Here is a 26,583-nt window from a genome sequence, read left to right on the forward strand (position 1 = left end):
AAATTTAATTAAACCCTTGAAATCCCTTTCTCAACGAAAGGGATTTTTTGTTTTTGAGAAATCCGAAAACGCTACAACAAACGATTTATTGTATTTGAATGAAAATTATATAAGCTTCCAAAAAAGTTCTGTAAAAGATTTTAACAAGTATTAAGGTAACTTTCATCTATATTTTAGAAAACGAATATAAAACTGTTAAAAAACTGATTTGCAAGGAATTTTAGAACTTTAAAAGGCATTATTTTGATTCTCATCTTAAAAAATACATTCTCACAAATTGGAAGTGCAACACTATTTGCATCGCGATTTTTTAAGGAACTTTTGATTCCTCCATATGAAGGAAAAGAGTTCTTGAAACAATGTTATGTCATTGGTTATAAATCTTTCCCTTTAGTTGCTATAACCGGTTTTATTATGGGTTTGGTCCTAACCATTCAGTCGAGACCTACTCTAGTAACCTTTGGTGCTGAAAGCTGGCTTCCGGGAATGGTTGCACTTTCACTCATTAGGGAAATCGCTCCTGTAATTACAGCACTAATTTGTGCAGGAAAAATTTCATCAGGAATTGGCGCGGAGCTTGGCTCTATGAAAGTGACTGAACAAATTGATGCTATGGAAGTTTCGGCTATCAATCCTTATAATTATTTAGTTGTAACACGAATTTTGGCCTGTACTTTAATGGTTCCCATATTGGTGTTTTTTGCAGATGCAATAGGAATTGTAGGCGGTTATGTCGGAATCAATATTCATGGAGATGTGACCTTTCGTCGTTATTTAGCACAGATTGTACAATCATTGGAATTTTTAGATGTTATTCCGGCAACAATCAAAACTTTTTTCTTCGGTTTCTTCATCGGAATGATTGGCTGTTTTAAAGGTTTTAGCGCTGCAAATGGAACTGAAAGTGTGGGACGCGCTGCAAACTCGGCGGTAGTTACGGCTTCTCTAAGCATATTTATTATCGACATGGTTGCCGTTCAGATAACCGATTTATTTTTTTAAAATGATTAAGGAAAAGAAAAATATCGATTCAAAGACAAAAGACAAAAAGCAGATTCCAATTATTGAAATCAAGAATTTGCACAAAACTTTTGGTGCCGAAAATGAGGTTTTAAAAGGCGTAAATCTGTCAGTCAATAAAGGCGAAGATTTAGTCATTTTAGGACGATCAGGTTCGGGAAAATCAGTTACGATAAAGTGCATCGTTGGGTTGATTGAACCGGATCAGGGCGAAATAAAAGTTTTTGATGAAAATGTATTGAATCTCAGCAAAAGCGAACTCAATAAAATAAGAGTCAAAATTGGTTTTTTATTCCAAAGTGCTGCTTTATACGATTCGATGTCAGTGAGAGAAAATCTCGCTTTTACACTTCGGGCACACAAAAGAGATTTGAGCGCTGAGGACTTAGAAAATGAAGTTTTAGAAGCACTTGAAAATGTTGGCTTAAGCGATGCTATAGATAAAATGCCTGCAGAATTATCTGGCGGAATGCGAAAAAGAATTGGATTGGCAAGAACACTGATTTTAAAGCCCGAAATCATTTTATATGACGAACCCACAACGGGACTGGATACCATCACATCAAGAGAAATCAGTGAATTGATTTTGGACATAAAGCACAAACAAAAAACATCATCAATAATCATTACGCACGATATGGCCTGCGCCAAAATGACTGCCGACCGAATTATGGTTTTGAAAGATGGCGTTATTCATGCCGAAGGAACCTATGAAGAATTAGAAAAAGATGAAGACGAATGGGTGCGCTCATTTTTTGAATAAAAATAAAAAAACGATTATAACACATAGAAACATAGGCTTGATTATGTTTTAAGAATAATAAAAAGAAACTTGTTTCTACAAATAAGTGAAACGCCTTTATAAGTTTTCGAAATCTATGTTCTTATGTGTTTAAAAATTTAAAAGTGATACCTAATTAGTTAAGCAAAATAAATTGTAGAAATCATGGAAAAGGAATCTGGATATACTTGGAAATTAGGAATGTTTGTATCAGTTGGACTGTTGCTTTTCATTATGGCCATTTATTTTATTGGAAAACAAAAAAACCTATTTGGCCAAACTTTTCACATTTCATCAAAATTTAAAACCGTAAGTGGTTTAGAAGTCGGGAATAATGTTCGTTTTTCTGGAATCAATATTGGAACTGTTGAAGAAATCAGGATTATTAATGATTCTTCGGTAATTGTTTCAATGGTCATCAAAGACGAAGTACGAAAATTTATAAAAACCGATGCCCGTGCAGGCATCGGGTCTGACGGATTAATGGGCGACAAAGTTTTAACTATTTCGCCTGGCGCCAAATCAAATAAAATTATTGAAGACAATGGTGTTATTGCTTCAATTGACGGAATTGAAATGAACGATATCATGAAAAGCGTCAAAAAAAGTGTTGATAATGTGGGCGTAATTTCTGAGGAATTAGCCATTTTCAGTCACAGTATGAACAACGGAAACGGCGCTTTAGCAAGATTGGTAAGAGATGATAAAATGGCAAACAGCGTTACAAATACACTTTCGAACTTAGAAAATGGCACTAAAGGTTTCAGCGAAAATATGGAGGCTGCGAAAAGCAATTTCCTTTTTAGAGGCTACTTCAAGAAAAAAGAGAAAGAAAAAGCTAAAAAGCAAGAAGAAATTAAAGAGAAGCAGGAAGAACAGCAAGAAAAAGCCGCTAAAGAAGAAAAGGAAAAACAAGAAAAAGCTAAAGAAGAAAAAGAAAAACAGGACAAACAAAAAGCCGAAGAAGCTAAAAAAGAGCCTGAAAAAAAACAATAAAATTTCTACGCCATGAAAACTTCATATAAAAATATAAGCCTTAAAATTCTCAAATGGTCAGGAATATCAATAGCAGGAATCTTATTATTACTTTTTTTGATTCCGCTTTTATTCCCAGGAAAAGTTGCATCCGAAGTTAAAAAAATAGCCAATGAACGTTTAGATACTAAATTGGATTTTTCGAAATCTAAACTTTCATTTTTTACTCATTTTCCGTCATTGACAGTTTCCCTTGACAATTTATCAATGACGGGTTCAGCTCCTTTTAGAAATGATACTTTGCTAAAAGCAGATCAAATTGCATTCGGAATAAATTTAAAAAGACTGATTTTCGACAACGAAGTTAAAATCAACAAATTGTATGTTTCTGATGCTTTGATCAATATAATGGTCAATCAAAAAGGACAAGCCAATTATAATATTTATATCGCACCAGAAGATCGAAAAGAAGAAAAAAACGATCCAAACGCACCCGAAGAAGGAACAGCAATTCGGTTAGAACGAATAGATCTAAAAAATTGCCATGTCAAATACAATGATCGCTCTGCGAAAGTACTAGTTGATGCCAAAGGTTTCAATTATGTTGGAAAGGGAAATCTGAGCGAAGATATTTTTGATTTGAGCACCAATGCCCAAATTGACAATCTTGATTTCTTTTATGACCGAACCGGTTATTTACGAAGAAAAAATGTAAGCGCAGATTTAATAACCCGAATCAACACACACTCGCTGTCTTTTATTCTCCAAAAAAATGAGCTTCATATCAATAAACTGCCCTTAAAATTTACAGGGCTTTTTACGATTTTAAAAGATGGGTACAAAATCAATATCAAAGCGGCTTCAGAAAACACAACTGTAAAAGATTTGCTTTCTGTAATGCCACCAGAATATTTGACATGGTTGGAAAAAACTGAAATTTCAGGTCGAAGCGATCTGCTTTTTACTTTTAAAGGAAATTATAATGTGGCAAAAAAGCAAAAGCCAAATTTAGCCTTTAACCTAAAAATTAATAATGGCGCGGTAAACTATAAAAATGCACCTGTTCCGCTAACAGATTTCCAAATGGATTTAAATGCAATTCTGCCCGATTTGGATATGGAAAAATTGTTGGTAAACCTTCGCACTTTTAAATTTAAGGTTGGTGAAAAAGACTATTTCAACGCTTATTTGCACAGCAAAGGTTTTAATGAAATGGCAATCGATGCTAGCGTAAAAGGCGCTTTGGATCTTGCGGTTGTCGATGCCGCATTAGGATTGAATTCTTTAGAATTAAAAGGAATTTTAAAAACTAATATTCAGGCGAAAGGAATTTTTAGCACTTCAAAAAAACTGTTCCCAAAAACTATTGGCGGAATTGCACTGCATAACGGCTGGCTCAAAACCGACTCCTATCCTAACCCAATTACCAACATTACTCTCGTAGCCAATGTGCTCAATAAAGCCGGAACTTACCAAGATTTAATTGTTGCTGTTGCTCCTGCTTCCTTTGTTTTCGAAGGAAATCCAATGTATGTAAATGCAACACTTTCTGATTTTAATGATTTGGCTTATAACGCAAAAATCAAAGGCGAACTTAATGTTGGCCGTATTTACCAGGTTTTCTCTCAAAAAGGAGTTGACATAACAGGTTATGCAAAAGCCGATCTTTCGCTTAAAGGAAAACAAAGTTATGCTACGACTGGACAATATAATAAACTGGATAACCGAGGAACAATTCTGCTGAAAAACATAAAAGCAACTTCTGAACTTTTTCCAAAAGCATTTTTTATCAAACAAGGAAATTTCCGTTTTCAGAACGAAAAAATGTGGTTTGAAAAATTCAATGCTTCTTATGGAAAATCAGATTTTGATATTAACGGATATCTTTTAAACACAATCAACTATTTCTTGGAATCGCACGGAACTTTGAGCGGGAATTTCAACATGAAATCTAAATTGATTAATGTGGATGAATTTATGGCGCTCGAAAAAGGTGAAAATAAAGACCGAAATATTGAGGTAGAATATGCCAAAGAAGATCATCCAAAAATGAGCGGTGTAGTTATTGTTCCGAAAAACTTAAATGTGTCCTTAACCGCAAATGCAGACAAAGTAGAATACAACGGATTAATCTTAAACAAACTTTCAGGAAAAGTTGGAATTAAAAAAGAAGGTTTTTATTTGGAAAAAGCCACTTTCAATATTATTGATTGTATTCTCGGAATTGATGCTTCTTATAAAGATGAATCGCCGACTTCTGCTCATTTTGATGCTCATTTTACGGCCAAGGATTTTAGCGTTCAAAGAGCTTACAAAGAAATTCCGATGTTTCATGATATGGTAACGGTAGCTGAAAAAGCGCAGGGAATTATTTCTGTAGATTATAAAGTCAAAGGAGATGTAGATGGAAATATGAGTCCGATTTATGAATCACTCGAAGGAGGTGGCACAATAGATCTTCGTGATGTTCAAGTGAAAGGCTTAAAATTATTTGACGGAATCAGTTCCAAAACGGGACAAAAAGGCCTTGACAATCCAGACATGAAAGGAATCGAGATCAATTCAACAATTGACAATAATTTAATTCGCGTTGAACCTTTTACTTTTTCTGTTGCCAGTTTTAGGCCCACTATTAAAGGCACAACCAGTTTTGATGGTCTTTTGGATTTAAGAATGCGTCTTGGGCTTCCGCCTTTTGGAATTATCGGATTTCCGATTGTCATTACCGGAACACACGAAGCACCTAAAATAAAAATCTTCAGCAAAACAGGACAACAAATTGACGAAGCCATTTATGACGAAAAACACAACAAAGTAATTCGGGAAGAAAAAGTCAGCAAACCAAAAAAATAAAATTCAAATGAAAACAAAGACTCAAAATAAAAACAGCGCTTTCGAAAGATTTTCTAGTGCTGTCTGCAAAGCAACCGGAAGCACTCCAGCATTTATTATCGCTTTTCTGATTGTTGTAGTCTGGGCGGTTTCTGGACCGTTTTTCGACTATTCAGAAACCTGGCAATTGGTAATCAATACAGGGACAACAATCATCACATTTTTGATGGTTTTCTTGATTCAAAAAGCACAAAACAAAGATTCATTGGCAATTCAGCTAAAATTAAATGAATTAGTCGCGTCAAGCGAATTTTCCAGCAACAGTCTAGTCGATATTGAAAGCATGACGGAAGAAGAAATGGAAATCGTTCAAAAATATTACCGCAGACTGAGCGAGCTTGCCAAGAAAGATGAAACCATTAGAACATCACATTCCATTGCAGAAGCGCACGAACAACATGCAAGAAAAGACAAAAATAGATCAGAAAACAGAACGAAGAATAAAATTGAACCCAAACCAAAAAGCAAAGCAGTCAAAAAAACAAATTTAACCACTACCTCAAAAAACACTAAAAAATGAAACTACGCTCAACCGAAACTTTCTGGCCTTTGAAAAACGAACTGAAAGCAAGTTATCCGTCATTAGATCGTGACCTCGAAACACCAATTTTAATTATTGGCGGAGGCATTACTGGCGCATTAATTGCCTATAAATTGATTAATGACGAAAGAAAAGTTGTTCTAGTTGACCGACGCGATGTTTGCAACGGAAGCACTGCCGCAAGTACGGCTCTGCTTCAATACGAAATTGATGTTTCTTTGCATGAACTTATGAAACTTCGTGGAGCAGATTGCGCTATCAATAGCTATATAAACGGTAAAAAAGCCATTTTTGATTTGCGAAGAATTATTGATACAATAGAAAGTGATTGTGGATTTGAATTCAAAAAAAGCATTTATTTCTGCACGCTAAAAAAGGATATTTCGTATTTAAAAAATGAATTCAAAGCCAGAAAACAACATGGATTTGATGTTAATTGGCTCGGAAAAGCGGAATTGGAAACAATGGGTTTAAAGGCGATTGCAGGAATAGAATCAAAAACCGCCGCGGTGGTTGATCCATATCATTTGGCGCAAGATTTACTTATATATTGCAAAAATAAAGGAATGGAAATTTTTGATCGCACAAATATTGAATCCATAAAAAATCAGGGCACAAAATTTATTGCTCATACAGAAAACGGCAATCTTATAACTGCAAATCATGTCATACATTGTTCTGGTTATGAAAGCACGGAAACCTTAAAAGAAAAAGTTGTCGATTTAAAAAGCACTTATGTCATTGCTTCCGAAAGTCTGCCAGATTTGCCAGCAGTTTTCAAAAATTATATTTTATGGGATACTTCAAATCCGTATTTATATTTTAGAGCAACTTCAGATAACCGTTTAATTGTAGGCGGTGGCGACGAGGAATTTATCGATGCTAAAAAGCGTGATAAACTAATGCCAAAAAAAGAGCAATTTTTGCTGCGTTCTTTCAAAAGAAAATTTCCAAACATCAATTTCAAAATAGATTATTCCTGGGCAGGAACTTTTGGAGAAACCAAAGATGGTCTTCCCTATTTTGGAAAACCGGATCCTAAAAAAAATGAACATTACGTTTTAGGTTTTGGCGGCAACGGAATCACCTTCAGCATCATTGGCACGAATTCAATTTTGGATTCGATCAATAATAAGGCAAATATGGATTTAGAGTATTACCGTTTCGGACGTTGAAAAAAAGCTTGCAGCTTTTTTTAGGTGCAAAGGGACAAAGTAACAAAGGGACAAAGTTTTTTTAGCGAACTTCAACCTTTGTCCCTTTGCTCCTCTGGACCTTTGCCCCTTAGACCTAGACCAACAAATTAAACTTATACTCTTTCGGGCTGCAGTTAAATTTTTGTTTGAAGATTTTCGAGAAGTAACTTCTGCTGGTAAATCCTATGCAATATACAATTTCAGAAATATTAAGGTCAGAGGTGCGCATTAAAATTTCGGCCTTCAAAACTCTCATATGTGTAATGTAGTCATTCACTGTTCTGTCGTGAATCATTTTAAATCCTCCTTGCAATTTGTTTGGCGACAAGCCCGATTTTTTACTCAATGATTTTATCGTAAATGGCTCTTCTGGACTTGATTTTATAAATTCCGAAAGTTCTTTGATTTCTTCCATTTCTTTCAAAGTCAAACAATTTGAATCTTTTGAAAAAGCATTTAAATCATCGCTGTGCTGCTGAATTTCCATTGCCAAAATAATCTTCAAAATTCCTTCCTTCAACAAATTCCTTACAATTCCAGTTTGTGTTACGGCATTGAGTTGTTCGATTTTATTTGCAATTTTTAAATTATAGGATCCCATGTAAAAAAAATTCTGCATGGCATTATTTTCAAAAAAAGTTTCTTTCACTTTTTGATTTAAAGAAGGCATTAAATACGCCTGTTCTATTTGAGTTCCAACAATAATCAAAGTCAGTTTTGTATTAATGTCTTTCTCAAAAAACAGAATATTATCCTGATTTTGGTCGGAAGCCAAAATAGCCGTTTGAAAAGTTTTAAATTTTCGTTCTTCGCCATCAACTCCAAAGCTATGCCTCAAACTGCCTTTTGAACAATACGCAAAATAAACAGGAGTTGAAATCACATTCAAAAAATCTATTCGAACCGGAGTTGAAAATGTCATATCAAACTGAACATATGAAATATTATCATTGAAAGATGCTCCAGTAATCGTTCCGCGAGCAAAACTATTATTGATTTCCAATTTGTATTCATCAAAATCAAAAGCTATTTTTCCATCAAAATTAGCATTCAATTCCTCAAAAACAGTGTTGATTTGCTCTGTATGTATTGTAACTATTTTCATTTTGCTTATATTTAGATTTGGTATTTCATTTCAAACATTAATCTTAAAACTTATTCTTGTTGTTTTTTAAATCAATATTCCAAAGTTCGGCCAAGTCATCCCGAAAAATGTTATATAATTTTTCAGTTTTGTTTTATAATTACTTCGGAATGAAAATTTTAACTCAAACAAAAAATTTCTTAATTCAAAAAAAATGAAAAGCTTTTCATTCGCTCCAATCTCCACAAATGATTCTGAAATCCTAATTCTCGGCACCATGCCCGGCACAAAATCATTAGAATTGAATCAATATTACGGACACAATCAGAACAATTTCTGGAAATTCATGTTTACCATTCTAGGAGAAGATTTTTCAACCGATTATGAAATCAGAAAAACACTGTTGCAAAAAAATAAAATTGCACTTTGGGACGTGCTTCAATATTGCGACCGAGTAGGAAGTCTGGACAGCGCGATCAAAAACGAAATAGCAAATGATTTTGAAACCTTTTTAAAACAACATTCAAATATTAAAACCATCCTTTTTAACGGACAAAAAGCGCATGCATTTTTCAAAAAATATATTCATATAGAAAATACATATCAGCTAATAACACTTCCGTCAACAAGTCCAGCAAACGCAGGAAAATCATTCGATTCCAAATTATCCGAATGGAAAATCATAGCCGTTTTAAAAAACCGCAGTTGAAATCATATAACAAATTAAATTTAAAATATAACAAAAAGATCCCCTCGCACAGTAACTTTACTATCAAGAAATTAAAGCCACGAAAAAGAAAGAATTTAAACAGAAATGAAGGCTTTTTTCAAATAAATAGAAGTACAAAACTGCAAAGTTTAGAGTATATAAGGAAACATTGGTTATGTTAGTTTATTTTGAGAAATAAAGCTATTCTAATTTTTTAGGGTAGCTTTGTTTTTTTATATAAATGCTTAAAAGAATAATTATGAAAGTACAAACTTATTACAATCACATACGATTCTACATACCTCATCATTTTATATATTACCCTGTTCTGATCTTTTTTCTAATCTGCAGCATTTACTTTGCCTGCACAACAAATGACACCTTAATTTGGTCGTTTATCAGCGTCGGATTTATTTTTCTGTTTTTCTTGGCCTTTATGCTTCGCCAGCATTACGCTTTAATACTTCAAAACAGGATTATAAGACTCGAAGTTCGTTACCGCTATTTTACTTTAACCGGAAAACGATTTGAAGAATTCGAATACAAATTAACCGATGATCAAATATTTGCGCTTCGTTTTGCTCCCGATGCCGAATTTCTGTCACTTGTTCAAGATGCGCTAAAAAACAATCTTCCGGGCGACTCTATCAAAAAAGCAATCGTTCATTGGAAAGCAGATTATGATAGAGTCTAAAATAGTTTCAAAGTCGAAAATCCAAAATCTAAAATCTAAAATCTAAAATCTAAAATCTAAAATCTAAAATCTAAAATCTAAAATCTAAAATCATCTGGGCGTGCCACCTTTTAAAAAAAGGCCTTAATATGCTTTGTGCGTATTGAGGCCTTTTTTTAAAAGCTGTCGGGCTATCCGCTCCGCAGTGGCGGACTGCTCCTATCCCTCACGCAGCATCCGTTTTCAAAAGAAGTTTAAGAGTTTACAAAACAAAACTTGAGTTATCAAACTGATATTCAAGTGAATTAATTAAATATTAAACGGTAAAAAATAAAATGGATGATTTTTTTTGTTAACTTTAAGTGTTAAAAATTTATCAAAAACTCTAAAATTAAATCCAATGAAAAAATTAATTTGTTTTATGATAGTTTTCTTCTCTTGTTTTTTGGCCAAAGCACAAACTACTGCCGAAATTCCAGCCGAAACTTTACCCGCCTTACAAAACAACTCTTTAAAATCTGACGAAGGTCAAAACTATGATCCCGAAGATTTGCCATGGCATGCACGCCGATTTAAATTTACGGCCGGTGCATTTTTTCCCATAAATAATACACAAGTTGAAGTAGGAAGCAATAATGGTGATTTTGGAAATATGATCGATTTTGAAAAAGATCTTGGTTTTAAAAAAAACACCCAATCATTTGCTGCTACTTTTGAGTGGCGAATTTCAAGAAGATCAAGACTAGGTTCTGAATATTATTATTTAGACAGAACATCAACAAAAGTACTTCAAAAAGATATAGAATTTGGTGATCATACTTATCCAGTTGATGGTCGTGTCTCAGCATTTTTTGACAATCAGATTATTAGAATATATTACAGCTACGCGTTTGTGTCAAAACCAACTTATGAAATAGGTGCTTTAATAGGTGCTCACGTAATGTTAATAGATGTTGGTTTGAGTTTGGAAGGGCAAACACAACAAGTTTCTTTTAGTGATGATTTTGGTGTGACTGCTCCATTACCAGATATTGGTGTTTGGGGAGAATTTGTATTAGGCAAAAAAGTGGGCCTTTATGCTAATTTCAATTACTTCGCTATAAAAGTAAATGATATCGATGGCCGTCTTTTGAGCTACAACCTTTCTGTATTATATAACGTTTATAAAAACTTTAGTTTAACAGCAGGCTTTACAGGCTTAAACATTAGAGTTGACGCTGAAAAAGAAAGATTAAACGGTTTCTTTAAATGGGGCTACAACGGACCAACTATAGCGGCTGTTTATACTTTTGGAAAACATATTCAGCTTCATAAATAAAGTTGCTAAGTGACTAAGATGCTAAGGTTCTATGTTTTTTAAACCGCAAAGCACGCAAAAGATTACGCAAAGTTCGCAAAGCTTTTAGATAAAGCTTTGCGAACTTTGCGTTTATATTAAGCTAAGCAAGAAACAAAACCTTGCGTTCTTTGCGGTTAAATCAACGCAACGTTAAACCTGAAACTTGAAACCTGATCCCGAAGCCTCGGGAGAAACAAAAAAATATAAAGAAGCCCGAAATCTTTTAAAAGAAATCGGGCTCATCTGCTCAAACTTAAACTTAACTAAAATAAACGAAAACTAATTCAATTAATTTAAAAGAGTGAATTTTATAGCTGTTCCTCCACCAGCTGCCAATTTGATATTTATTGAACTCTTGCTATTTACTTTTTGTTTTGAGATCGTTACCGGATATGGATTTGTTTTATAATCTGCTCCAGGTCCATCAGCATAAACTGTGGCTTCGTATTCTTTTCCAGCATCTAAAAATGACAAATCAACTTTTAAGTCTCTTGTATCTTTATTTGTAATAGATCCTAAATACCAGTTTTTCTCATCCCAATCCTTACGTGCAACTGTAGTATATTCTCCAATTTTTGAATCCAAAACTTTAGTATAAGACCACGTGCATGGAACGTCTTTTATAAATTGAAATTCAGGTTTTCCAACATAATTTTCAGGCAAGTCTGAAGCCATTTGCAACGGACTGAAAATAATCACATACAAAGCCAATTGATTTGCTAAAGTAGTTTGCACTCGTGCTCCAGAAGGCGTTTTATAATCAAAATTGAAATTTCCTGGCGTGTAATCAAAAGGTCCAGAAAGCATTCTTGTAAACGGTAAAGTCGTTAAATGCTGTGGCGTATTTCCACCATCAACTGACCAAGCATTGTATTCCTGTCCTCTTCCGCCTTCTTGTGACATAAAGTTTGGATACGTACGCTGAATCCCTGTCCCTTTCATTGGCTCGTGATTGTCAATCATAATGTGATATTTCGCTGCCGTTTCGATTACTTTTCTGTAATGACGCGCTCCATACTGACTATCATGCCATTCTTTTTTGTCCAAATATTTATTTACATAACCCGTTTTAACCGAGTTAACACCCATTTTTTGGTACAACTTAAAAGCGTCTTCCAATTGGCTTTCATAATGTTTTGAAGCGCCTGCTGTTTCATGGTGCCCAATTAAACGTACATTTTTTATAGCCGCATATTTTGTGATTTCTTCTAAATTAAAATCGGGATACGCTTTTACAAAACTAAATGCAGATCCGTCTGCAGTCCAGTCGCCATCCCAGCCCTCGTTCCAGCCTTCAACCAGAACGCCGTCAAAATTGTTTTTCGCAGCAAAATCAATATATTCTTTCGTATTTTTTGTTGTTGCGCCATGTTTTGGTCCTTGTCCCCAAGTGAATTTTTCTAAATGCATTCCCCACCAAATTCCAATATATTTTGATGGCGTAATCCAAGAAAGATCTTCAATTTTTGAAGGCTCATTTAAATTCAACATAATGGTCGAAGTTGCAACATCGCCCGGAGTTTTTCCAACAACAATCGTTCTCCAAGGCGTAACAAAAGGTGCTTCTGCATACACTTTTACACCGTCAGCCCAAGGCACTAAATCGCTTTTGTATTGTTTGTCGCTTGTTTTTAAAAGTGTCATTGAGGCAAAATCAGTCAAATTTGCTTCGTGAATAGCCACATACAATTTCTCTTTTGTTTCAAAAGTTGCCGGCGTGTTGATAGTATCTGTTTGACTAATTGGCGTTTTACGATATTCACTTTCATAATAGCTATTTTCACGATGAACAGGAATCCACCAAACATCATTATTTGATTTAAAAGTAAACTGTGTAATTTCATTCGAAATCTTCACTTTGCCTAAATGAGGCTGTTTTGGGAAAGAATAACGAAATCCTACACCATCATCAAAAACTCTGAAAATAATATCAACCAAGCGTTCTTCACCTTTAGCTTCCTTCAAATGAACGATCAATTCATTATGATGATCGCGCACTTTTTTGAATTCTCCCCATGGCTGTTCCCAAGTTTCATCAGCAGTTTTTTCTTCAGTAGAAACCACTTCAAAACCATCTGTCATTTTTTGAATTCCCTGAAACTCAAATCCCATCAATGAAGGTTCAATAACCGATTTTCCGCTAGAAGTAAAGCTGTACTGAGGCTGTCCAGAAGGAGTTAATTCAAAAACCAATTCGGTGTTTTTTCCTGGAGAACTGATTTTATAGGTCGTTTTTTTAGTACCGCAAGCGCAAATCAGCATTGAAGCTAAAGCAATCAGGCAGTATCTATATTTTATGTTTTTCATTATTTAATTGTATTAATTACAACTCTTATTTTATTTCGCTTAGTATTTGTTTTGCTTTTGCGGGCTGCATCGAAACAAAATAATTAAAAGCCTGATCTAATTTTTTCTGAGCGTCAGCGCTGCTTTTCTTTTCAATTCTTAGGTTATAGAGTTTACTTATATCTGCAAAATAAGATTCGGTATTTTTTACTCCGGCAAAAGTTTTCACTTTTTCGATATAATTGTATCCAAATTCAACTGTTGGTTCAAACATGGTTCCTTCGCCAAAGTCATTCCAAGTAATCAATTGCAAGTAGCTTAGGTTTGCATTTTTAGCCAGATTAAGTGTTTCGTCTAGCGTTGCACCATTATTATGCTCTATTGTCCAGCCAATTGCCGCTCCCCCACCGCCTTCAGCATAAAAATCTTTAAAACCAGGATAAGCACTTCCCATTGCTACTGAAAGTTTTGGTTTTGTATTCGTATAAAAATTAGTCAAATAAGTGCTGTTTTTATAAACCCATGCATATTCTCCAGAAGCATTATCTCCGGCTTCAACAGATTGATCCCAAAGCGTAAGGAAAGTAGGTTTTGCTGTCAATGAGCTAAAAACATTTGTCCATTCTGCAGGTGTTTGCAATACAATTGGTCCAAAATTCATCAATAAAGGTTTCCCGTTTATTTTGATGTAGTTTGCATTATTAAAACAATTGGTCTGCAAATAACTTAAATCTGTTTTTGCTGCGCTGGTTACTGAAATTGCTTTTCCTGCGTTTACAACATTTGTCGTTACTCTGTCTTCATACACAATCGCATACTCAAGACCAACTTTGCTCAACATGGCAATTAATTGCTCTGTATTTTCTTTTACCATTCGGTAATCGTTTACGTCATATGTTCCATACCAATCAATCAAAACACCATCAATCCCTGAATATTTCATCAATAATAAATGATTTTCAATCACATTTTTGTCGCCCGAATGATAGGGACCAATCAGCGGATAATAGTACGATGCAATTTCTCTTCGATTATTTGCTCCTACATTATTTGGATTTTTGTTAGCCATTGTCCAGTGATATCCCCATTTTTTATCGGCACTGCTTTCATTGGTTTCAAACCAAGGCATATAATGAACGTAGATTTTGGTGCTGTTTGTTTTTTCAATGGCTACAGGAGCAAGTGTTTCTGGCTCTATAGGCTTATCTGGACCTTTATTATCATCACCGCTGCACCCGGCGGCGATCAAAATATTCACGATCCCGAAAAACAATAAGGTGATAGATCTTTTCATATTAATTAATATTTTTATTTATGCTTTCTGGATGAATTATTTCACGCAGATTTAAAAAGATTTAAGCAGATTCTCGCAGATTTATTATATTAAATTAAATCTGCCAAAATCTGCAGAATCTGCGTGAAATAATTTTTTTATCATCTTGAGAATATTAAAACATGTCAGCCTTCCACGACTAACCAACATGGAAGACTGACATTCAATGACCTAATACCCAGGATTCTGTTTTAGGTTTTTATTTGTTGTTAAAACGGTGCTAGGAATTGGGAAAATCGCTCTGTATTTTTCTGTAGTTCCTTTTTCCCACCATGGCAAGAAGAATGTTCCAAAACGAATATTGTCTGTTCTTCTTCTTCCTTCAAAAGTAAATTCCTTCAATAATTCCTTATCGATAAATGCAAGATCAATAGTTGTTGGCATTTCCTCACCAGCACGTGCTGTAACTTGTTGTAGGAAAGGTTTAGCCAAATCTGGAGAACCCAGACGAACATAACATTCTGCTTGCATCATCAAGATTTCGGCATAACGAATCACCACTAAATCATGATCACGCTCCCAAGTTTCTCCTTCTTTCATTTCATATTTTCCTAAACGAACTCCTTGGTTTTCTTTGGCGTCAGCAACACTATTCACTTCTTCAGTATAAGTTAGTTTTTCACCGTTATCCATAACGATAACTTGTCCTGTAGCTTTGTTAATTTGATCTCCGGCAACCATACATTTTTTTCTTTTATCTGTATCAGCAAAAGTTGAGAATACTCCTGGCTGTGCACACATTCCGTTTGCGCTCCAAGGATAATCGCCAGTTGCAGAAACGGTTAATTTATGCAAATAGTGGCAAGACATTGAATTCATGTAATTTCCAACAGTTCCCGCTTTTGAATCGTAAGGAATTGCAAAAATGATTTCTGGTGATTTTTGATTCTCAGTAGCGAAATTGGCAAAGAAATCTGGCGTTAATGAATAACCCGAAATTTTTTGGCACATATTAATACAATCCTGCCAACGCGCTGTTCCAATAAAAGCTTCAGAATTTAGATATAATCTTGCCAATAAAGAATAGGCGACATTTTTTGTCATTTTAGAATACACCACATTTGCATTTAAATGTGGAAGAGCATCTGTCAATTCTTTTTCGACAAAATCATACACTTGTTTTCTTGTAGAATTTGACGGAAGCGAAGTGTCTTCAAAATTGGTTACAATTGGCACATTTCCGAATAAATCTAAAAGATTATAGTAATAGTAAGCTCTCAAAGCTTTTAATTCGGCATAAATTGGTGCTTTTGAAGTATCAGACAAAGACGATTTATCGATTTGATAAATGATCGAATTGATCTTTGCAATCCCAGTATAATTGTAACGCCAAGCCGAAAGAATCATTCGGTTATCTGCTTTCCAAGTATGTTTCTGTGCATCCTGATATTGACCGCCATCGTACCAGTTTGTCCCTCTGGTAGGAATTGTCGCCTCATCAGAAACTGTTTCAGTTAAAAAGAATACATACTCACAAGTTGGGTAGTTGTTTGATATTCCGTCAGCGAATCCTCGTAGAGAAGAATAAGCCCCTCCAACTAATGCATCAACTTCTTTGGAAGTATTTCCAAAATTTCCATCCTCTACTTTATCATATAAATCTTCACTTAAATCTGTACATGATATCGTAAAAAGCATGCTTATCAATATTGCTGCTGTTATTTTGATTTTCATTTGTTCTATTTTTGAGTTAATTCGCTTAGTTATTTAGCGAGAAATTTAATCCAACAGAAATTGTTGTTGGTCTAGGATAATTGTTATATCTGTCGATACCCGGAGATGCTAAACCTGTTTGATCAATAACACCATTTACTCCATTTTGCGCATTTAAGCCAATTTCTGGATCAACACCTTTGTAACCTGTAATTACAAAAAGATTTTCTCCCATTAAATAAAATCTAAGTTTTGATTTTTGTTGCGTACCAAGAGGCATCGTATAACCAAAAGAAAGTGTTTGAAGTCTGAAGAACGAAGCATCCTCAATCCAGTAATCAGAATATTTAGGCGCTGATGTAATACCGCTTCCCAAGAAATCATCTGGAACATTGTAAGCTGGCAATCTTGTTGGATCATTAAGCATCATATTTGTTGCATTTAATGCTTTTTGGCCAAACATTCCGTAACCGCTGATACCAAGATCAAATTTTCCGTAAGTAAAGTTCATCCCGATTCCTAATGTTAAATCTGGCTGAATATTTCCTAAATCTGTTTTATCAGCATCAACTAAAGCGCTTTCTGGAACGATATCTCCAGCTGCATTGTAGTACTGAATTTTACCAGCTGAATCAAGACCAGCATTTCTGAATCCCCAGAAAGTTCCAACAGGATAACCCTCAGCAATAATTTGAGAATATTGTCCAGACATACCTGCTAAACCGTGTAAAGAACCGCTGTAAATAACATCTGTTTTATACGTTGGGTTTGAAAGTTTTTCGATTTTTTGAACGTTGTGTCCAAGCGTTAAATTAGCATTCCAATTGAATTTTGGTCCTTTGATGATATCGGCATTCAAAGTAAGCTCAACTCCTTTGTTTGACATTTCACCAACGTTTGCCAACATAGTTCCCACTAAATAAGGTGGCTGAGGCACTTCATAAGTGTATAACAAATCTTTTGTTTGTTTAGAATACCACTCAAATGAACCTGAGATTCTGTTGAAAAGCGTAAAATCAAAACCAACATTTATCTGCTCAGTTGATTCCCATTTCAAATCCGGATTTGGATTTTGTTGTGGCGAATAAGCCAAACTCCAAGTTCCTGTAACTGGATCATAGTAACTGTCGTTTCCAACTCCTAAAATAGAAAGCGATTTGTACTCTCCAATTCCATCTTGATTACCCGTTACACCATAACCTACTCTCAATTTCAAATTGTCAAGCCAGCCTTTTGTACCATCCATAAATCCTTCATTTGAAATTTTCCAAGCCACAGAAGCTGATGGGAAAGTTCCCCATTTATTGTTTTCTCCAAAACGGCTTGAACCGTCTCTTCTTACTGTTGCTGTCAGCAAATATTTTCCGTCATAAGAATAATTGGCACGAGCATAAAATGAAACCAAATTTGATTTTCCTTTATACGAATACACATCACCCAAACGATATTTGTAACCTGCACCTAAATTATTGTAGCTAAAAGCATCTGTTACGAAACCACTTCTTTGCGCTCCAAAACCTTCATAGATATTTTCTAAATAAGAATATCCTCCAAGCGCGCTAATATTATGTTTATCAATCACTTTAGTATAATTTACATAAAGTTCGCCTTGCGCATTTGTATACTCTGCGTATGTTCTTTGAGCGTAACCACCTTCTGTAGTTCCTTCTAGAACAGCATAACTTGGTTTGTAAGTACCTCCTTTAACTGCATTATGTTCTAAAGAAATATTAGCAACAGCCAGGAAATCATTTAAAAACTTAACCTCAGTTTTAAAATAGCCTAAAAGTCTGTGTCTTTCATTGTCAACTGTTCTGTTTGTCAAAAGCTCAACTGGATTGTAGTATTGATTGCCTGCTACAGATGAAAATTCTCCTGTTGGTGTATAAACCGGAATTGTTGGATTCAAGTTGTAAGCATATTCAAATATTCTGTAGTCAATTGGGTGCCATTTATCGATATTAGCAAATAATCCCATGTCGAATTTTACATCTTTATTATCTCCAAGATATTGATATGCTGTAACGTTTCCGCTAAGTCTTTCTAAACCAGAATTTTTAATAACTCCTTCATTGTTTAAGTATGAAAGTGAAGTTCTAAAGCCACTGTCAGCTTTACCTGAATTGATAGTTAAAGTGTGAGATTGTGAAATAGCTGTTTGCTCAATTGCTTTTTGCCAATCTGTATTTGCGCCGTAATCAACTGCATCTTTATTTCCTGTAGTACGAACATAATTTCTCCATTGATTTGCTGATAAAAGATCTAAATTATCATTTACATAACCAATACTTGATAAACCACTGTAAGTAACAGAAACACCTTTTGTACCTGATTTTGTTGTAATGATGATAACCCCGTTTGCTCCTCTAGAACCATAAATTGCAGTTGCCGAAGCATCTTTTAAAACATCAACTGTTTTAATATCTGAAGGTTGTACAATGTTGATATCAACACCAGCAATTCCATCAACTACAATTAATGGGTTGTTGCTTGCTGTTAAAGATGTTCCTCCACGAAGTCTTAAAGTAGAACCCGCCGCTGGATCACCAGAAGGACGAATAACATTTAAACCAGCTACTTTTCCTTGCAAAACCTGCTCTGTAGAAGAGATTGTTCCTTTTACTAAATCATCTGCTTTTACAGTTGAAATTGCTCCTGTTAAATCAGCTTTCTTTTGAGTTCCGTAACCAACGGCTACTACTTGAACTTCTGCCAATTGATAACCATCATTTTGCAAACGAACATCAAGATTTTTAGTTGCTGAAGTGATTTGTATTTTCTGATTTGTTGATCCAATAAATGAAACTTCGATCGAACCTCCTACGGCTACCGTCAAAGTGAATTTTCCGTCAAAATCTGTTGTGGTTGCATTTTTTGTACCCACCTCAATTACCGAAGCTCCTGGCAATACAGTGCCTGTATTGTCATACACAGTTCCTGAAATCTGCTTTTTTTCTTGCGCAAACATTCCTGCCGAAAGAAAAAGCATGAAAATCATGAATACTGCAGTTTTAGTAGTCCACATTTGATGCAGGACTATTCTTTTATTTTTACTATTCATATGTAGCTATTTATTATTTTTTATCGGTCATATGTAATTCGCATCTCAAATATTGGTTTTATGACCAACTTTTTGTTTATGCTCATTTCATTAGAATTGATGTTTTAATTTGATAGTGAATTATTTGTCTAAAGTTTTAAGAGGAATATTGGTATCCGAAATTGTTTTGTCTTTGTTGTCTTTTACCAAAACATGAATCTCCGTTAAACCTTGAACACCATTTAGTTCTGAAACTAAATTGACAAATCCCTTTATCTCAGCCGTTCCTCCTGAAAACTCACCAGATATTGTTTTGCTTCCGGCTGTTATAGTGTAAATAAGTTTGTTTACACCCACTTCATTGTTTTTTCTAGACATTCCAAGGAAATCTTTTTGGCTGATAACCGTTGGGAAAAAACTGAAACTTGGCGGTGGTGGTGGAATAAATTCACCAGCGTAAATAATTTGGTCCCCAGAATTAGTTGTCCAATCTTTTGCAACCATCAAGAAAGTGATGTTTTCCATCACAAAACCTGCCGGAGGATTGTAATATTCTTGTGGAATCAAATCCATTCTATAGAAACCATTTCCAAGATCTTTCAATTTTGTTTTTTCAGATACTTCTGGAATCCACGCTTGATATTCCTGCAAAACAGCCCAGTTGTTTAAACCTGAATGAAAATGAACGCTTGGAACACCTGCAAAACCATCTTTTAAATTTGAATTGAATAAAATACTAACCGGTTTATCGATCAAAGGTTTTGTTGGGTACGATCTGATTAATTCATTTGCCGTATAAAAAGAAGAAAAATCAGTGTAAGGCATATTGGCAACATCAGTTTGCTTAGATCCGTTTTTGTTTTTCAAACGAAACCAAAACCCTGCGCTTGCAGCAATTTCTTCTGGAGTTTTAGAGAAATAAAGTGTTGGTGTTAAAGTAAAACTCCAAACTTTATTCCCTTCATATTTAAGTTTTGCAAAATCTGATGAATTTTCCCAGTGGCCAGCATCTGGTTCAGATGGCGACCAAATCCAGATATAAACATCTTCGGTCTCTGCAAACGTAGTTCCCGAAAGATCAAAATACCACGTCACTTTTTCATCATATTTGTAAACTACAGGAAATGATGACATACTGCCTACGGCTCCAGCGGCTTCTTGCGCCTGCGTAAAATTAGGAGCCATCAAAAGGGCAAGTAAAATTGTATATATAAATTTTTTCATATTACTTTTTATTTAATAGCATTTAATTTAAACACATAAGACACGAATGCAGAACCTCCAGAGGAATGCGTTAATTGGAATTCCATTTCATCACTGCTTCCTGGAACTGATGACAATTTTAATTCGTCTGTTTTTTGCGTTTTTTGCGCATCACTAAACAAATAAATTTTTGTTACGCCAAGATTTGTAGGCTGGAAATCTGAGCTTAAAGCCCAATATCCTTTTGGCGCAAATAATGGAGGCACATTTCCTGTTACCTCGTAACTTGTAGGCTGGTTCTTTTCATCTACGTTGAATTTAATTTTAAAATCTTCATAGTTAAAATACGTGCTCAAGTTTTCTTCGCTTGGTTCGATCTTATTTGCTTTTGCAACTTCATCAACCATTTTCAAGTTTGTCAATCCCCAATTTCCATTTACTTTCTCATAAAGGGTAATCGGATCAACGTAGCTTCCGTCGTCTGTATTATCACAGCCAGTGGCCATTAAACCCAAAACAACAGCTAACCAATAAATACTTTTACATCTCATAAATTTGTGGTTTGTTTGTTAGTTTTTCTGTCTCGTTAAAAGACATGACGAAACTAGATGTTAAATAAATCTAAAAAAAAATGTCTGAGAAAAATCAAGATATAATTGAAACATTTTTAAACATAAATAATTAATAATCAGTATTTTAACTATTTTTGATAATTCAAAAAATCAAGATGCTGTTTAGACTAAAACGAACCTAAAAATGATGGTAAATATGACAATATGAAAATTAAATAGTATATTTTTTTCACTATGCATATATATAATTGGTTTTTATTGTATAATTGCAAATAATTTGACAACTTTTAACATTTATGTCTTATTTTTGGATGCTCAACCTAAATTCATAGCTTTGTTTTAACGAAGTTTTAAAGATCTAAAAAGTTGTTTCATAAGCCCGCTCAAGCTTATCCCGAATTAAAAAACGAATTAACTCGAACAAACCAAAAAAAGATTTTTTTACCCTAAACCAACAAAAAACCATGCAAAGAATTTTAATTCTATGTTTTCTTATTGCAGGTTTTTCTCTCGCTGCGAAAGAGACAAATCCTGTTTTAGAAGAATTAGATAAAACGCTTCTCAAAAAAGACGTTTATTTGAAGCAGAAATATCGAAAGATTGAAGCTTTAAAGCGAAACGTTTCAAAATATACCGTGAGCCAAAACAGCGAAGGCCTTTACAATACTTATATGTCACTATTTGATGAATATAAATCGTTTAAATATGACTCGGCTTATTATTATTTGGAAGAAGCAAAAATCAAGGCCATAGTTTTGAAAGATCCAAAATTTTTGGCCAAAAGCCGAATCAAAGAAGGCTTTGTACTTCTTTCTTCTGGATTATTCAAAGAAGCCATTGACACTTTAAATGTTATTGACGATCAAAAATTGGATATAAAAAACAAATTTGAATATTACAACATCAAAGCCCGTGCTTATTATGATTTAGCCGATTATAATAAAGATCAGCGCTTTAATATTCATTATGTGCAACAAGGAAACCACTTCTTGAAAAAAGCTTTGGAATTAATTGGAACCAACAGCAATGAATATTGGGCCGCTGAAAGCTTGAAAAGATTAAAACAGCAAGATTGGCGTGGCGCTGAATTTGCATTTAGTTATTGGATCAATAATTATAACCTTCCGCCAGATTATTATGGAATTGCAACTTCAAGTCTTGGCTATATTTATTCTGAAAGAGGTTATACAAAAAAAGCCATTGAATATTTAGCTTTAGCTGCAATTGCCGATGTGAAAAATGCAACAAAAGAAACCGTTGCACTCCGAAATCTAGCCAATGAACTCTTTAAAATGGGTTATTTGGACAAAGCCAATGAATACATCAATATTGCAATGGATGACGCTACTTTTTACAACGCCAGACATCGCAAAATTGAGATTTCGTCGATTTTGCCTATTATTGAAAAAGCTCAGCTTAATAATGTAAAGGAAAAAAATGACAAACTGGAGCGAATCATTATTTTGCTTACGATTTTGACTTTTATAATTGTATTGTTCTCCATTATCATTTTCAAACAATTAAAAGAAAGAAACAAAGCCCGAAAAATAATGGCTTCTTCCTATGCACAGCTTCAGGAAATGAACGTTAGCTTAAGCGAGGCAAATGCAATTAAAGAAGAATATATTACCTATTTTATCAAAGCGACCTCGGCATTCATTAATAAGATTGATCACATTCAAAAAAGTACGCTTCATAAAATCATCACTAAAAAAACAGATGAAGTTATTGCGAGTTTAAAACGCTATAATGTCAAGGAAGAACGTGAAAATCTGTTCCATCAATTCGATGAAATTTTCTTGAAACTTTTCCCAACTTTTGTGACTGATTTTAATAATTTGTTTCCAAATGATCATAAATGCATCGTCAAAAAAGGCGAACTTTTGAATACTGAATTAAGGATTTTTGCGCTTTACCGATTAGGAATTCAAGACAGTAATCAAATGGCTGAATTCCTTGAACTTTCTGTAGCTACCATTTATACCTACAAAACCAGAATCAAAAGCAAATCAGACTTTAAAGATACTTTTGAAGAAAAGATTATGGCGATAAAAACTATATAAGGTACTAAGGTGCTGAGACTCTAAGAAACTAAGTTTTTTTCACTACCAAAACGACAACAAGTTAGCAAGCTAAATCAGCAATTATACAAATATTTATCAGAGCTCCAGAGGAGCAAAATATTTATAGCACAATTAAAATGAAGTTAATTAAAGCTCCATCGGAGCGAAATATTTAATAAGAACTTTGGGTAAATTATGTCGCTCCGATGTAGCCCTTTTGGATAATGAACGTTTTTCTATAAATATTTCGTCCCTCTGGGACTATTTTTCAATAAAAAAGCGACATCTAAAGTGTCGCTTTCTTTTATCTTGATTCTTTGCTCTAACTTTATTCTGAAGATTCCAACTGCAAAATCATGTTTTGGTAATATTTGCTGAGCGAAAATAATTGTTCCGCAAAAATCATTATTGCAAGCGGAATAAAGAAAAACACCATCAAATTTTCTTCATACAAAAAGAAAGTTGTAATCATGAGAATTCGAGCGTATTCTAAATAATAAATCCATTTGCGTTGTTCTAGCAAAGCACCGCAATTTATTAATGTGATTATGATAACCGACAAAACAAAAACTTTATCGAGCGTATTCAATAAGTCAAAATAATACGTAAAAGCAGTCAAGATTAATGTGCATATTCCGAGTTGGATATAAAGATAATTTCGAAAGCGAAGCCGTTGATTTGGATTACTTTTATCTTGCAGAAAACGCTTTTCTAATATTGGTCGAATGTCTTGATCCATATTTGCCGGACTTCCAAAAACGGCTTTCCATCTTGCTTTGAAACCTTTTGAACGCTTCCATAATTCATAAATCTCAAAATAATAATGAAAGTGTTGCCAAAGAAAACTATAGCTTTTTAATGGATGTGTCAAACCGTATTTGGGTTTTTCTTCTTCTTCTTGGAAAGTTCCAAAAAGACGATCCCAAAACGTGAACATATCACCATAATTTTTGTCCAGATATTTCTCGTCAGAAGCATGATGCACGCCATGAACAGAAGGCGTTACAAAAACATATTCCAGCCATTTTATTCTGCCAATTACCTGTGTATGGGTAAAAAACGAATAAGCTCCGTGCACAATCAACATGGTAATAACCATTCCTGGATGAAAGCCAAAAAAGGGAAGCACACACCAAAAACCAGTTCTGATTATGGCCTGAAAAGTGGTAATTCTGGCGGCGGCTGTAAAGTTGAATTCTTCGCTATGATGATGCACAATATGTGCGGCCCAGAAAAAGTTGACTTCGTGCCCTAATCTATGATACCAATACCAAACAAAATCTGTTGCGAGAATGAGTCCCAGCCAAACAAAAACATTGCTCGGAATATCAAAAAGCTTATAATTATTATAAATGAAATAATACAGCTGATAAAAACTTGCTGCGATAAAGAGATTAATTAAACGCTCTGCAATACCAATACTGATATTAGAAACCGAACTTTCATAATTGAAAATTTCGGGTCTTTTTTTGTGCTGAGCCAGCTTATATTCTAAAAACAAAAACAGAAAAAAAGCAGGCATTGCAAAAGCAAGAAAATTAATGTGTTCCATTTTTTAAATTTCTTTTTATTCTTAAAAAACCAAAATACAATTCGTTATAAAACTAAAGATAAAGGCGTTTTCGTATTTCGATTCATTTTTAGATGATACCAATTGGAAACGACCTTTATCTTTACAACCAAACCATTAATTTTGCTTAAATTTTGGAGCTTCTAACGCTACTTCTTTTACAGACTGCGTGTCAGCAACTTTTTGCAACGCGAGAATGTACGCTGCGATTCTTGGCGTAACATTATGCTTCAATGCCGTTCTAAAAACGGTTTCAAAACCTTTTTCTAAAATATCTTCCAAACGTGTATTGATTTGATGAATTCTCCAAGATTCTAAAAGGGAATTCTGAAGCCATTCAAAATACGAAACTGTAACACCGCCAGCATTGGCTAAAATATCAGGAACTACCAAAACATTGTTTTCATGCAGAATTTTATCAGCATCAGATGAAACTGGTCCATTTGCACCTTCAACAATAATTTTTGCACGAATAGCCGCCGCATTTTGTTGTGTAATTACATCTTCTTTTGCCGCTGGAATCAAAACATCTACATCTAAAAGCAACAATTCTTCATGCTTAATCGCAACCGAATTTGGATATCCTTTTATGCTTTTGTTATTCAGATTATAATACAAAATCAATTCCGGAATATTAATTCCGTCTGGATTATAAAAAGCTTCATTGACATCACTTACAGCCACAATTTTTAATCCTTTTTCGAATAAAAACAAAGCTGAATGCAATCCGACGTTTCCAAAACCTTGAATTGCAACTGTCGATCTAGCTGGTCTCAATTTTAATTTTTGAAGCGCCAATAAAGTGATAATGCTCACACCTCTTCCCGTTGCTTCTACTCTGCCTAAAGATCCTCCTGAATGCAAATGTTTTCCTGTTACTACGGCATGAATCGTTTTGCCGTGAACTATTGAAAATTCATCCATCAACCAGCCCATTTCATCTGGCCCGGTTCCCATGTCTGGAGCTGGAACATCTTTTTCTGGTCCAAAAATATCTGACAACGCTTTGGTATAAGCTCTTGTAATTCTTTCCAATTCGGTTTTAGAAAGCGTTTTTGGATCACAAATAATACCGCCTTTTGCTCCTCCAAAAGGAATTCCCGTTACAGCCGATTTCCAAGTCATCCAGGCTGCTAGAGCTTTCACTTCATCAAGATTTACGGCGGTATCATATCGAATTCCTCCTTTTGAAGGTCCTAATGCCGTATTATGAATTACGCGGTATCCCTCAAAATTCTGCTCTTTTCCATTATCTAAAGTAATCGAAAAATTCACCACAATTTGTTTTTCAGGACGTTGCAGTTTCAGCCTTATTGATTCTTCTAAATTAAGAATATCGGCTGCTATATTAAAACGATCAATCATCGATTGAAACGGATTCTGTTTTATAATTTCTGAACTCATCTTTTTAAGTTTTAAAATGTTAGTTTTTGATTTGGGGCATCAAATTAAATTCTCGTGAAATAAAATCGGCAATAACTGCAGGTACAACACGGAATTTTCATCAAGCAACAATGCATCATAATATTAGTGTTTCGATTTGATCTCATATTTCATGGTTATTACTAGTTCTAAAAAAAAAGCCTTTCATTGGTGCATGAAAGGCTAAAAAAAAAAAATAACTAACAAGTACTTTCTCTATTAACGCCATTT

Annotated in this window: 19 protein-coding genes; 10 read left to right on the forward strand and 9 right to left on the reverse strand. The window is 34.4% G+C overall.

Annotation, left to right across the window (positions count from 1 at the left end; genetic code table 11):
* Positions 1–243: 243 nt before the first annotated feature.
* From EYY60_RS08375 to EYY60_RS08400, 6 genes are all read left to right on the forward strand, one after another.
* The gene (locus EYY60_RS08375; RefSeq protein WP_132988934.1) at positions 244–1,002 is read left to right on the forward strand and encodes an MlaE family ABC transporter permease; all 759 of its coding nucleotides are present in this window, start codon (positions 244–246) and stop codon (positions 1,000–1,002) included.
* A gap of 1 nt (position 1,003) precedes the next feature.
* Positions 1,004–1,783, forward strand: a complete 780-nt coding sequence (locus EYY60_RS08380) for an ABC transporter ATP-binding protein (RefSeq protein WP_132988935.1) — start codon at positions 1,004–1,006, stop codon at positions 1,781–1,783.
* 183 nt (positions 1,784–1,966) lie between these two features.
* Positions 1,967–2,797, forward strand: coding sequence for an MlaD family protein (locus tag EYY60_RS08385; RefSeq protein WP_132988936.1), 831 nt, complete (start codon positions 1,967–1,969; stop codon positions 2,795–2,797).
* Between the two features lie 12 nt (positions 2,798–2,809).
* The gene (locus tag EYY60_RS08390) at positions 2,810–5,629 is read left to right on the forward strand and encodes an AsmA-like C-terminal region-containing protein (protein WP_132988937.1); all 2,820 of its coding nucleotides are present in this window, start codon (positions 2,810–2,812) and stop codon (positions 5,627–5,629) included.
* Between the two features lie 7 nt (positions 5,630–5,636).
* Entirely contained in the window at positions 5,637–6,188 is a 552-nt protein-coding gene (locus EYY60_RS08395) for a low affinity iron permease family protein (protein ID WP_132988938.1), read from the forward strand.
* Complete coding sequence (locus EYY60_RS08400) at positions 6,185–7,384, forward strand: NAD(P)/FAD-dependent oxidoreductase (RefSeq protein ID WP_132988939.1); 1,200 nt, start codon at positions 6,185–6,187, stop codon at positions 7,382–7,384. The genes EYY60_RS08395 and EYY60_RS08400 overlap by 4 nt, the downstream gene beginning before the upstream one ends.
* A gap of 115 nt (positions 7,385–7,499) precedes the next feature.
* Here EYY60_RS08400 and EYY60_RS08405 read toward each other — a convergent pair whose 3' ends face one another.
* On the reverse strand, positions 7,500–8,510 hold the full coding sequence (locus tag EYY60_RS08405) for a helix-turn-helix domain-containing protein (protein WP_132988940.1): 1,011 nt from the start codon (positions 8,508–8,510) through the stop codon (positions 7,500–7,502).
* A 193-nt stretch (positions 8,511–8,703) separates the two neighbouring features.
* Here EYY60_RS08405 and EYY60_RS08410 point away from each other — a divergent pair, with 193 nt between their 5' ends.
* The 3 genes from EYY60_RS08410 to EYY60_RS08420 all read left to right on the forward strand — a co-directional run bounded on the left by EYY60_RS08410 (position 8,704) and on the right by EYY60_RS08420 (position 11,189).
* On the forward strand, positions 8,704–9,198 hold the full coding sequence (locus EYY60_RS08410; RefSeq protein WP_132988941.1) for a DNA-deoxyinosine glycosylase: 495 nt from the start codon (positions 8,704–8,706) through the stop codon (positions 9,196–9,198).
* A gap of 259 nt (positions 9,199–9,457) precedes the next feature.
* Positions 9,458–9,892, forward strand: coding sequence for a DUF6526 family protein (locus tag EYY60_RS08415; RefSeq protein ID WP_132988942.1), 435 nt, complete (start codon positions 9,458–9,460; stop codon positions 9,890–9,892).
* 379 nt (positions 9,893–10,271) lie between these two features.
* Complete coding sequence (locus EYY60_RS08420; RefSeq protein WP_132988943.1) at positions 10,272–11,189, forward strand: hypothetical protein; 918 nt, start codon at positions 10,272–10,274, stop codon at positions 11,187–11,189.
* A 309-nt stretch (positions 11,190–11,498) separates the two neighbouring features.
* Here the strand turns inward: EYY60_RS08420 and EYY60_RS08425 are convergent, their stop codons facing one another.
* From EYY60_RS08425 to EYY60_RS08450, 6 genes are all read right to left on the reverse strand, one after another.
* On the reverse strand, positions 11,499–13,517 hold the full coding sequence (locus tag EYY60_RS08425) for a glycoside hydrolase family 97 protein (protein ID WP_132988944.1): 2,019 nt from the start codon (positions 13,515–13,517) through the stop codon (positions 11,499–11,501).
* Between the two features lie 25 nt (positions 13,518–13,542).
* Positions 13,543–14,790, reverse strand: a complete 1,248-nt coding sequence (locus tag EYY60_RS08430) for a glycoside hydrolase family 71/99-like protein (RefSeq protein WP_132988945.1) — start codon at positions 14,788–14,790, stop codon at positions 13,543–13,545.
* A 210-nt stretch (positions 14,791–15,000) separates the two neighbouring features.
* Positions 15,001–16,503: a RagB/SusD family nutrient uptake outer membrane protein gene (locus tag EYY60_RS08435; protein WP_132988946.1), complete on the reverse strand. Its 1,503-nt coding sequence runs from the start codon at positions 16,501–16,503 to the stop codon at positions 15,001–15,003.
* A gap of 25 nt (positions 16,504–16,528) precedes the next feature.
* Positions 16,529–19,543: a SusC/RagA family TonB-linked outer membrane protein gene (locus EYY60_RS08440; protein WP_208749457.1), complete on the reverse strand. Its 3,015-nt coding sequence runs from the start codon at positions 19,541–19,543 to the stop codon at positions 16,529–16,531.
* Positions 19,544–19,663: 120 nt separating this feature from the next.
* A complete protein-coding gene (locus EYY60_RS08445; RefSeq protein ID WP_132988947.1) occupies positions 19,664–20,746 on the reverse strand; it encodes a hypothetical protein in 1,083 nt (360 codons plus the stop codon).
* Positions 20,747–20,754: 8 nt separating this feature from the next.
* Complete coding sequence (locus EYY60_RS08450) at positions 20,755–21,276, reverse strand: DUF5004 domain-containing protein (RefSeq protein WP_132988948.1); 522 nt, start codon at positions 21,274–21,276, stop codon at positions 20,755–20,757.
* A 485-nt stretch (positions 21,277–21,761) separates the two neighbouring features.
* On the opposite strand from EYY60_RS08450, the gene EYY60_RS08455 reads away from it, so the two are divergent.
* A complete protein-coding gene (locus EYY60_RS08455) occupies positions 21,762–23,360 on the forward strand; it encodes a DUF6377 domain-containing protein (protein WP_132988949.1) in 1,599 nt (532 codons plus the stop codon).
* Positions 23,361–23,688: 328 nt separating this feature from the next.
* Here EYY60_RS08455 and EYY60_RS08460 read toward each other — a convergent pair whose 3' ends face one another.
* Both EYY60_RS08460 and EYY60_RS08465 read right to left on the reverse strand, forming a co-directional pair.
* The gene (locus EYY60_RS08460; protein WP_132988950.1) at positions 23,689–24,912 is read right to left on the reverse strand and encodes a sterol desaturase family protein; all 1,224 of its coding nucleotides are present in this window, start codon (positions 24,910–24,912) and stop codon (positions 23,689–23,691) included.
* 135 nt (positions 24,913–25,047) lie between these two features.
* Positions 25,048–26,334 carry a Glu/Leu/Phe/Val family dehydrogenase gene (locus EYY60_RS08465; RefSeq protein ID WP_235832308.1) on the reverse strand — a complete coding sequence of 429 codons (1,287 nt, stop codon included), beginning with the start codon at positions 26,332–26,334 and terminating at the stop codon, positions 25,048–25,050.
* Positions 26,335–26,583 lie beyond the last annotated feature (249 nt).

It is taken from the genome of Flavobacterium zhairuonense (genome assembly GCF_004352915.1).
GTDB lineage: Bacteria > Bacteroidota > Bacteroidia > Flavobacteriales > Flavobacteriaceae > Flavobacterium > Flavobacterium zhairuonense.

Coding starts and splice junctions, on each gene's coding strand:
- EYY60_RS08380 (WP_132988935.1), top strand. CDS start 1,004: ATGATTAAGGAAAAGAAAAATATCGATTCAAAGACAAAAGACAAAAAG.
- EYY60_RS08385 (WP_132988936.1), top strand. CDS start 1,967: ATGGAAAAGGAATCTGGATATACTTGGAAATTAGGAATGTTTGTATCA.
- EYY60_RS08390 (WP_132988937.1), top strand. CDS start 2,810: ATGAAAACTTCATATAAAAATATAAGCCTTAAAATTCTCAAATGGTCA.
- EYY60_RS08395 (WP_132988938.1), top strand. CDS start 5,637: ATGAAAACAAAGACTCAAAATAAAAACAGCGCTTTCGAAAGATTTTCT.
- EYY60_RS08400 (WP_132988939.1), top strand. CDS start 6,185: ATGAAACTACGCTCAACCGAAACTTTCTGGCCTTTGAAAAACGAACTG.
- EYY60_RS08405 (WP_132988940.1), bottom strand. CDS start 8,510: ATGAAAATAGTTACAATACATACAGAGCAAATCAACACTGTTTTTGAG.
- EYY60_RS08410 (WP_132988941.1), top strand. CDS start 8,704: ATGAAAAGCTTTTCATTCGCTCCAATCTCCACAAATGATTCTGAAATC.
- EYY60_RS08415 (WP_132988942.1), top strand. CDS start 9,458: ATGAAAGTACAAACTTATTACAATCACATACGATTCTACATACCTCAT.
- EYY60_RS08420 (WP_132988943.1), top strand. CDS start 10,272: ATGAAAAAATTAATTTGTTTTATGATAGTTTTCTTCTCTTGTTTTTTG.
- EYY60_RS08425 (WP_132988944.1), bottom strand. CDS start 13,517: ATGAAAAACATAAAATATAGATACTGCCTGATTGCTTTAGCTTCAATG.
- EYY60_RS08430 (WP_132988945.1), bottom strand. CDS start 14,790: ATGAAAAGATCTATCACCTTATTGTTTTTCGGGATCGTGAATATTTTG.
- EYY60_RS08435 (WP_132988946.1), bottom strand. CDS start 16,503: ATGAAAATCAAAATAACAGCAGCAATATTGATAAGCATGCTTTTTACG.
- EYY60_RS08440 (WP_208749457.1), bottom strand. CDS start 19,543: ATGAATAGTAAAAATAAAAGAATAGTCCTGCATCAAATGTGGACTACT.
- EYY60_RS08445 (WP_132988947.1), bottom strand. CDS start 20,746: ATGAAAAAATTTATATATACAATTTTACTTGCCCTTTTGATGGCTCCT.
- EYY60_RS08450 (WP_132988948.1), bottom strand. CDS start 21,276: ATGAGATGTAAAAGTATTTATTGGTTAGCTGTTGTTTTGGGTTTAATG.
- EYY60_RS08455 (WP_132988949.1), top strand. CDS start 21,762: ATGCAAAGAATTTTAATTCTATGTTTTCTTATTGCAGGTTTTTCTCTC.
- EYY60_RS08460 (WP_132988950.1), bottom strand. CDS start 24,912: ATGGAACACATTAATTTTCTTGCTTTTGCAATGCCTGCTTTTTTTCTG.
- EYY60_RS08465 (WP_235832308.1), bottom strand. CDS start 26,334: ATGAGTTCAGAAATTATAAAACAGAATCCGTTTCAATCGATGATTGAT.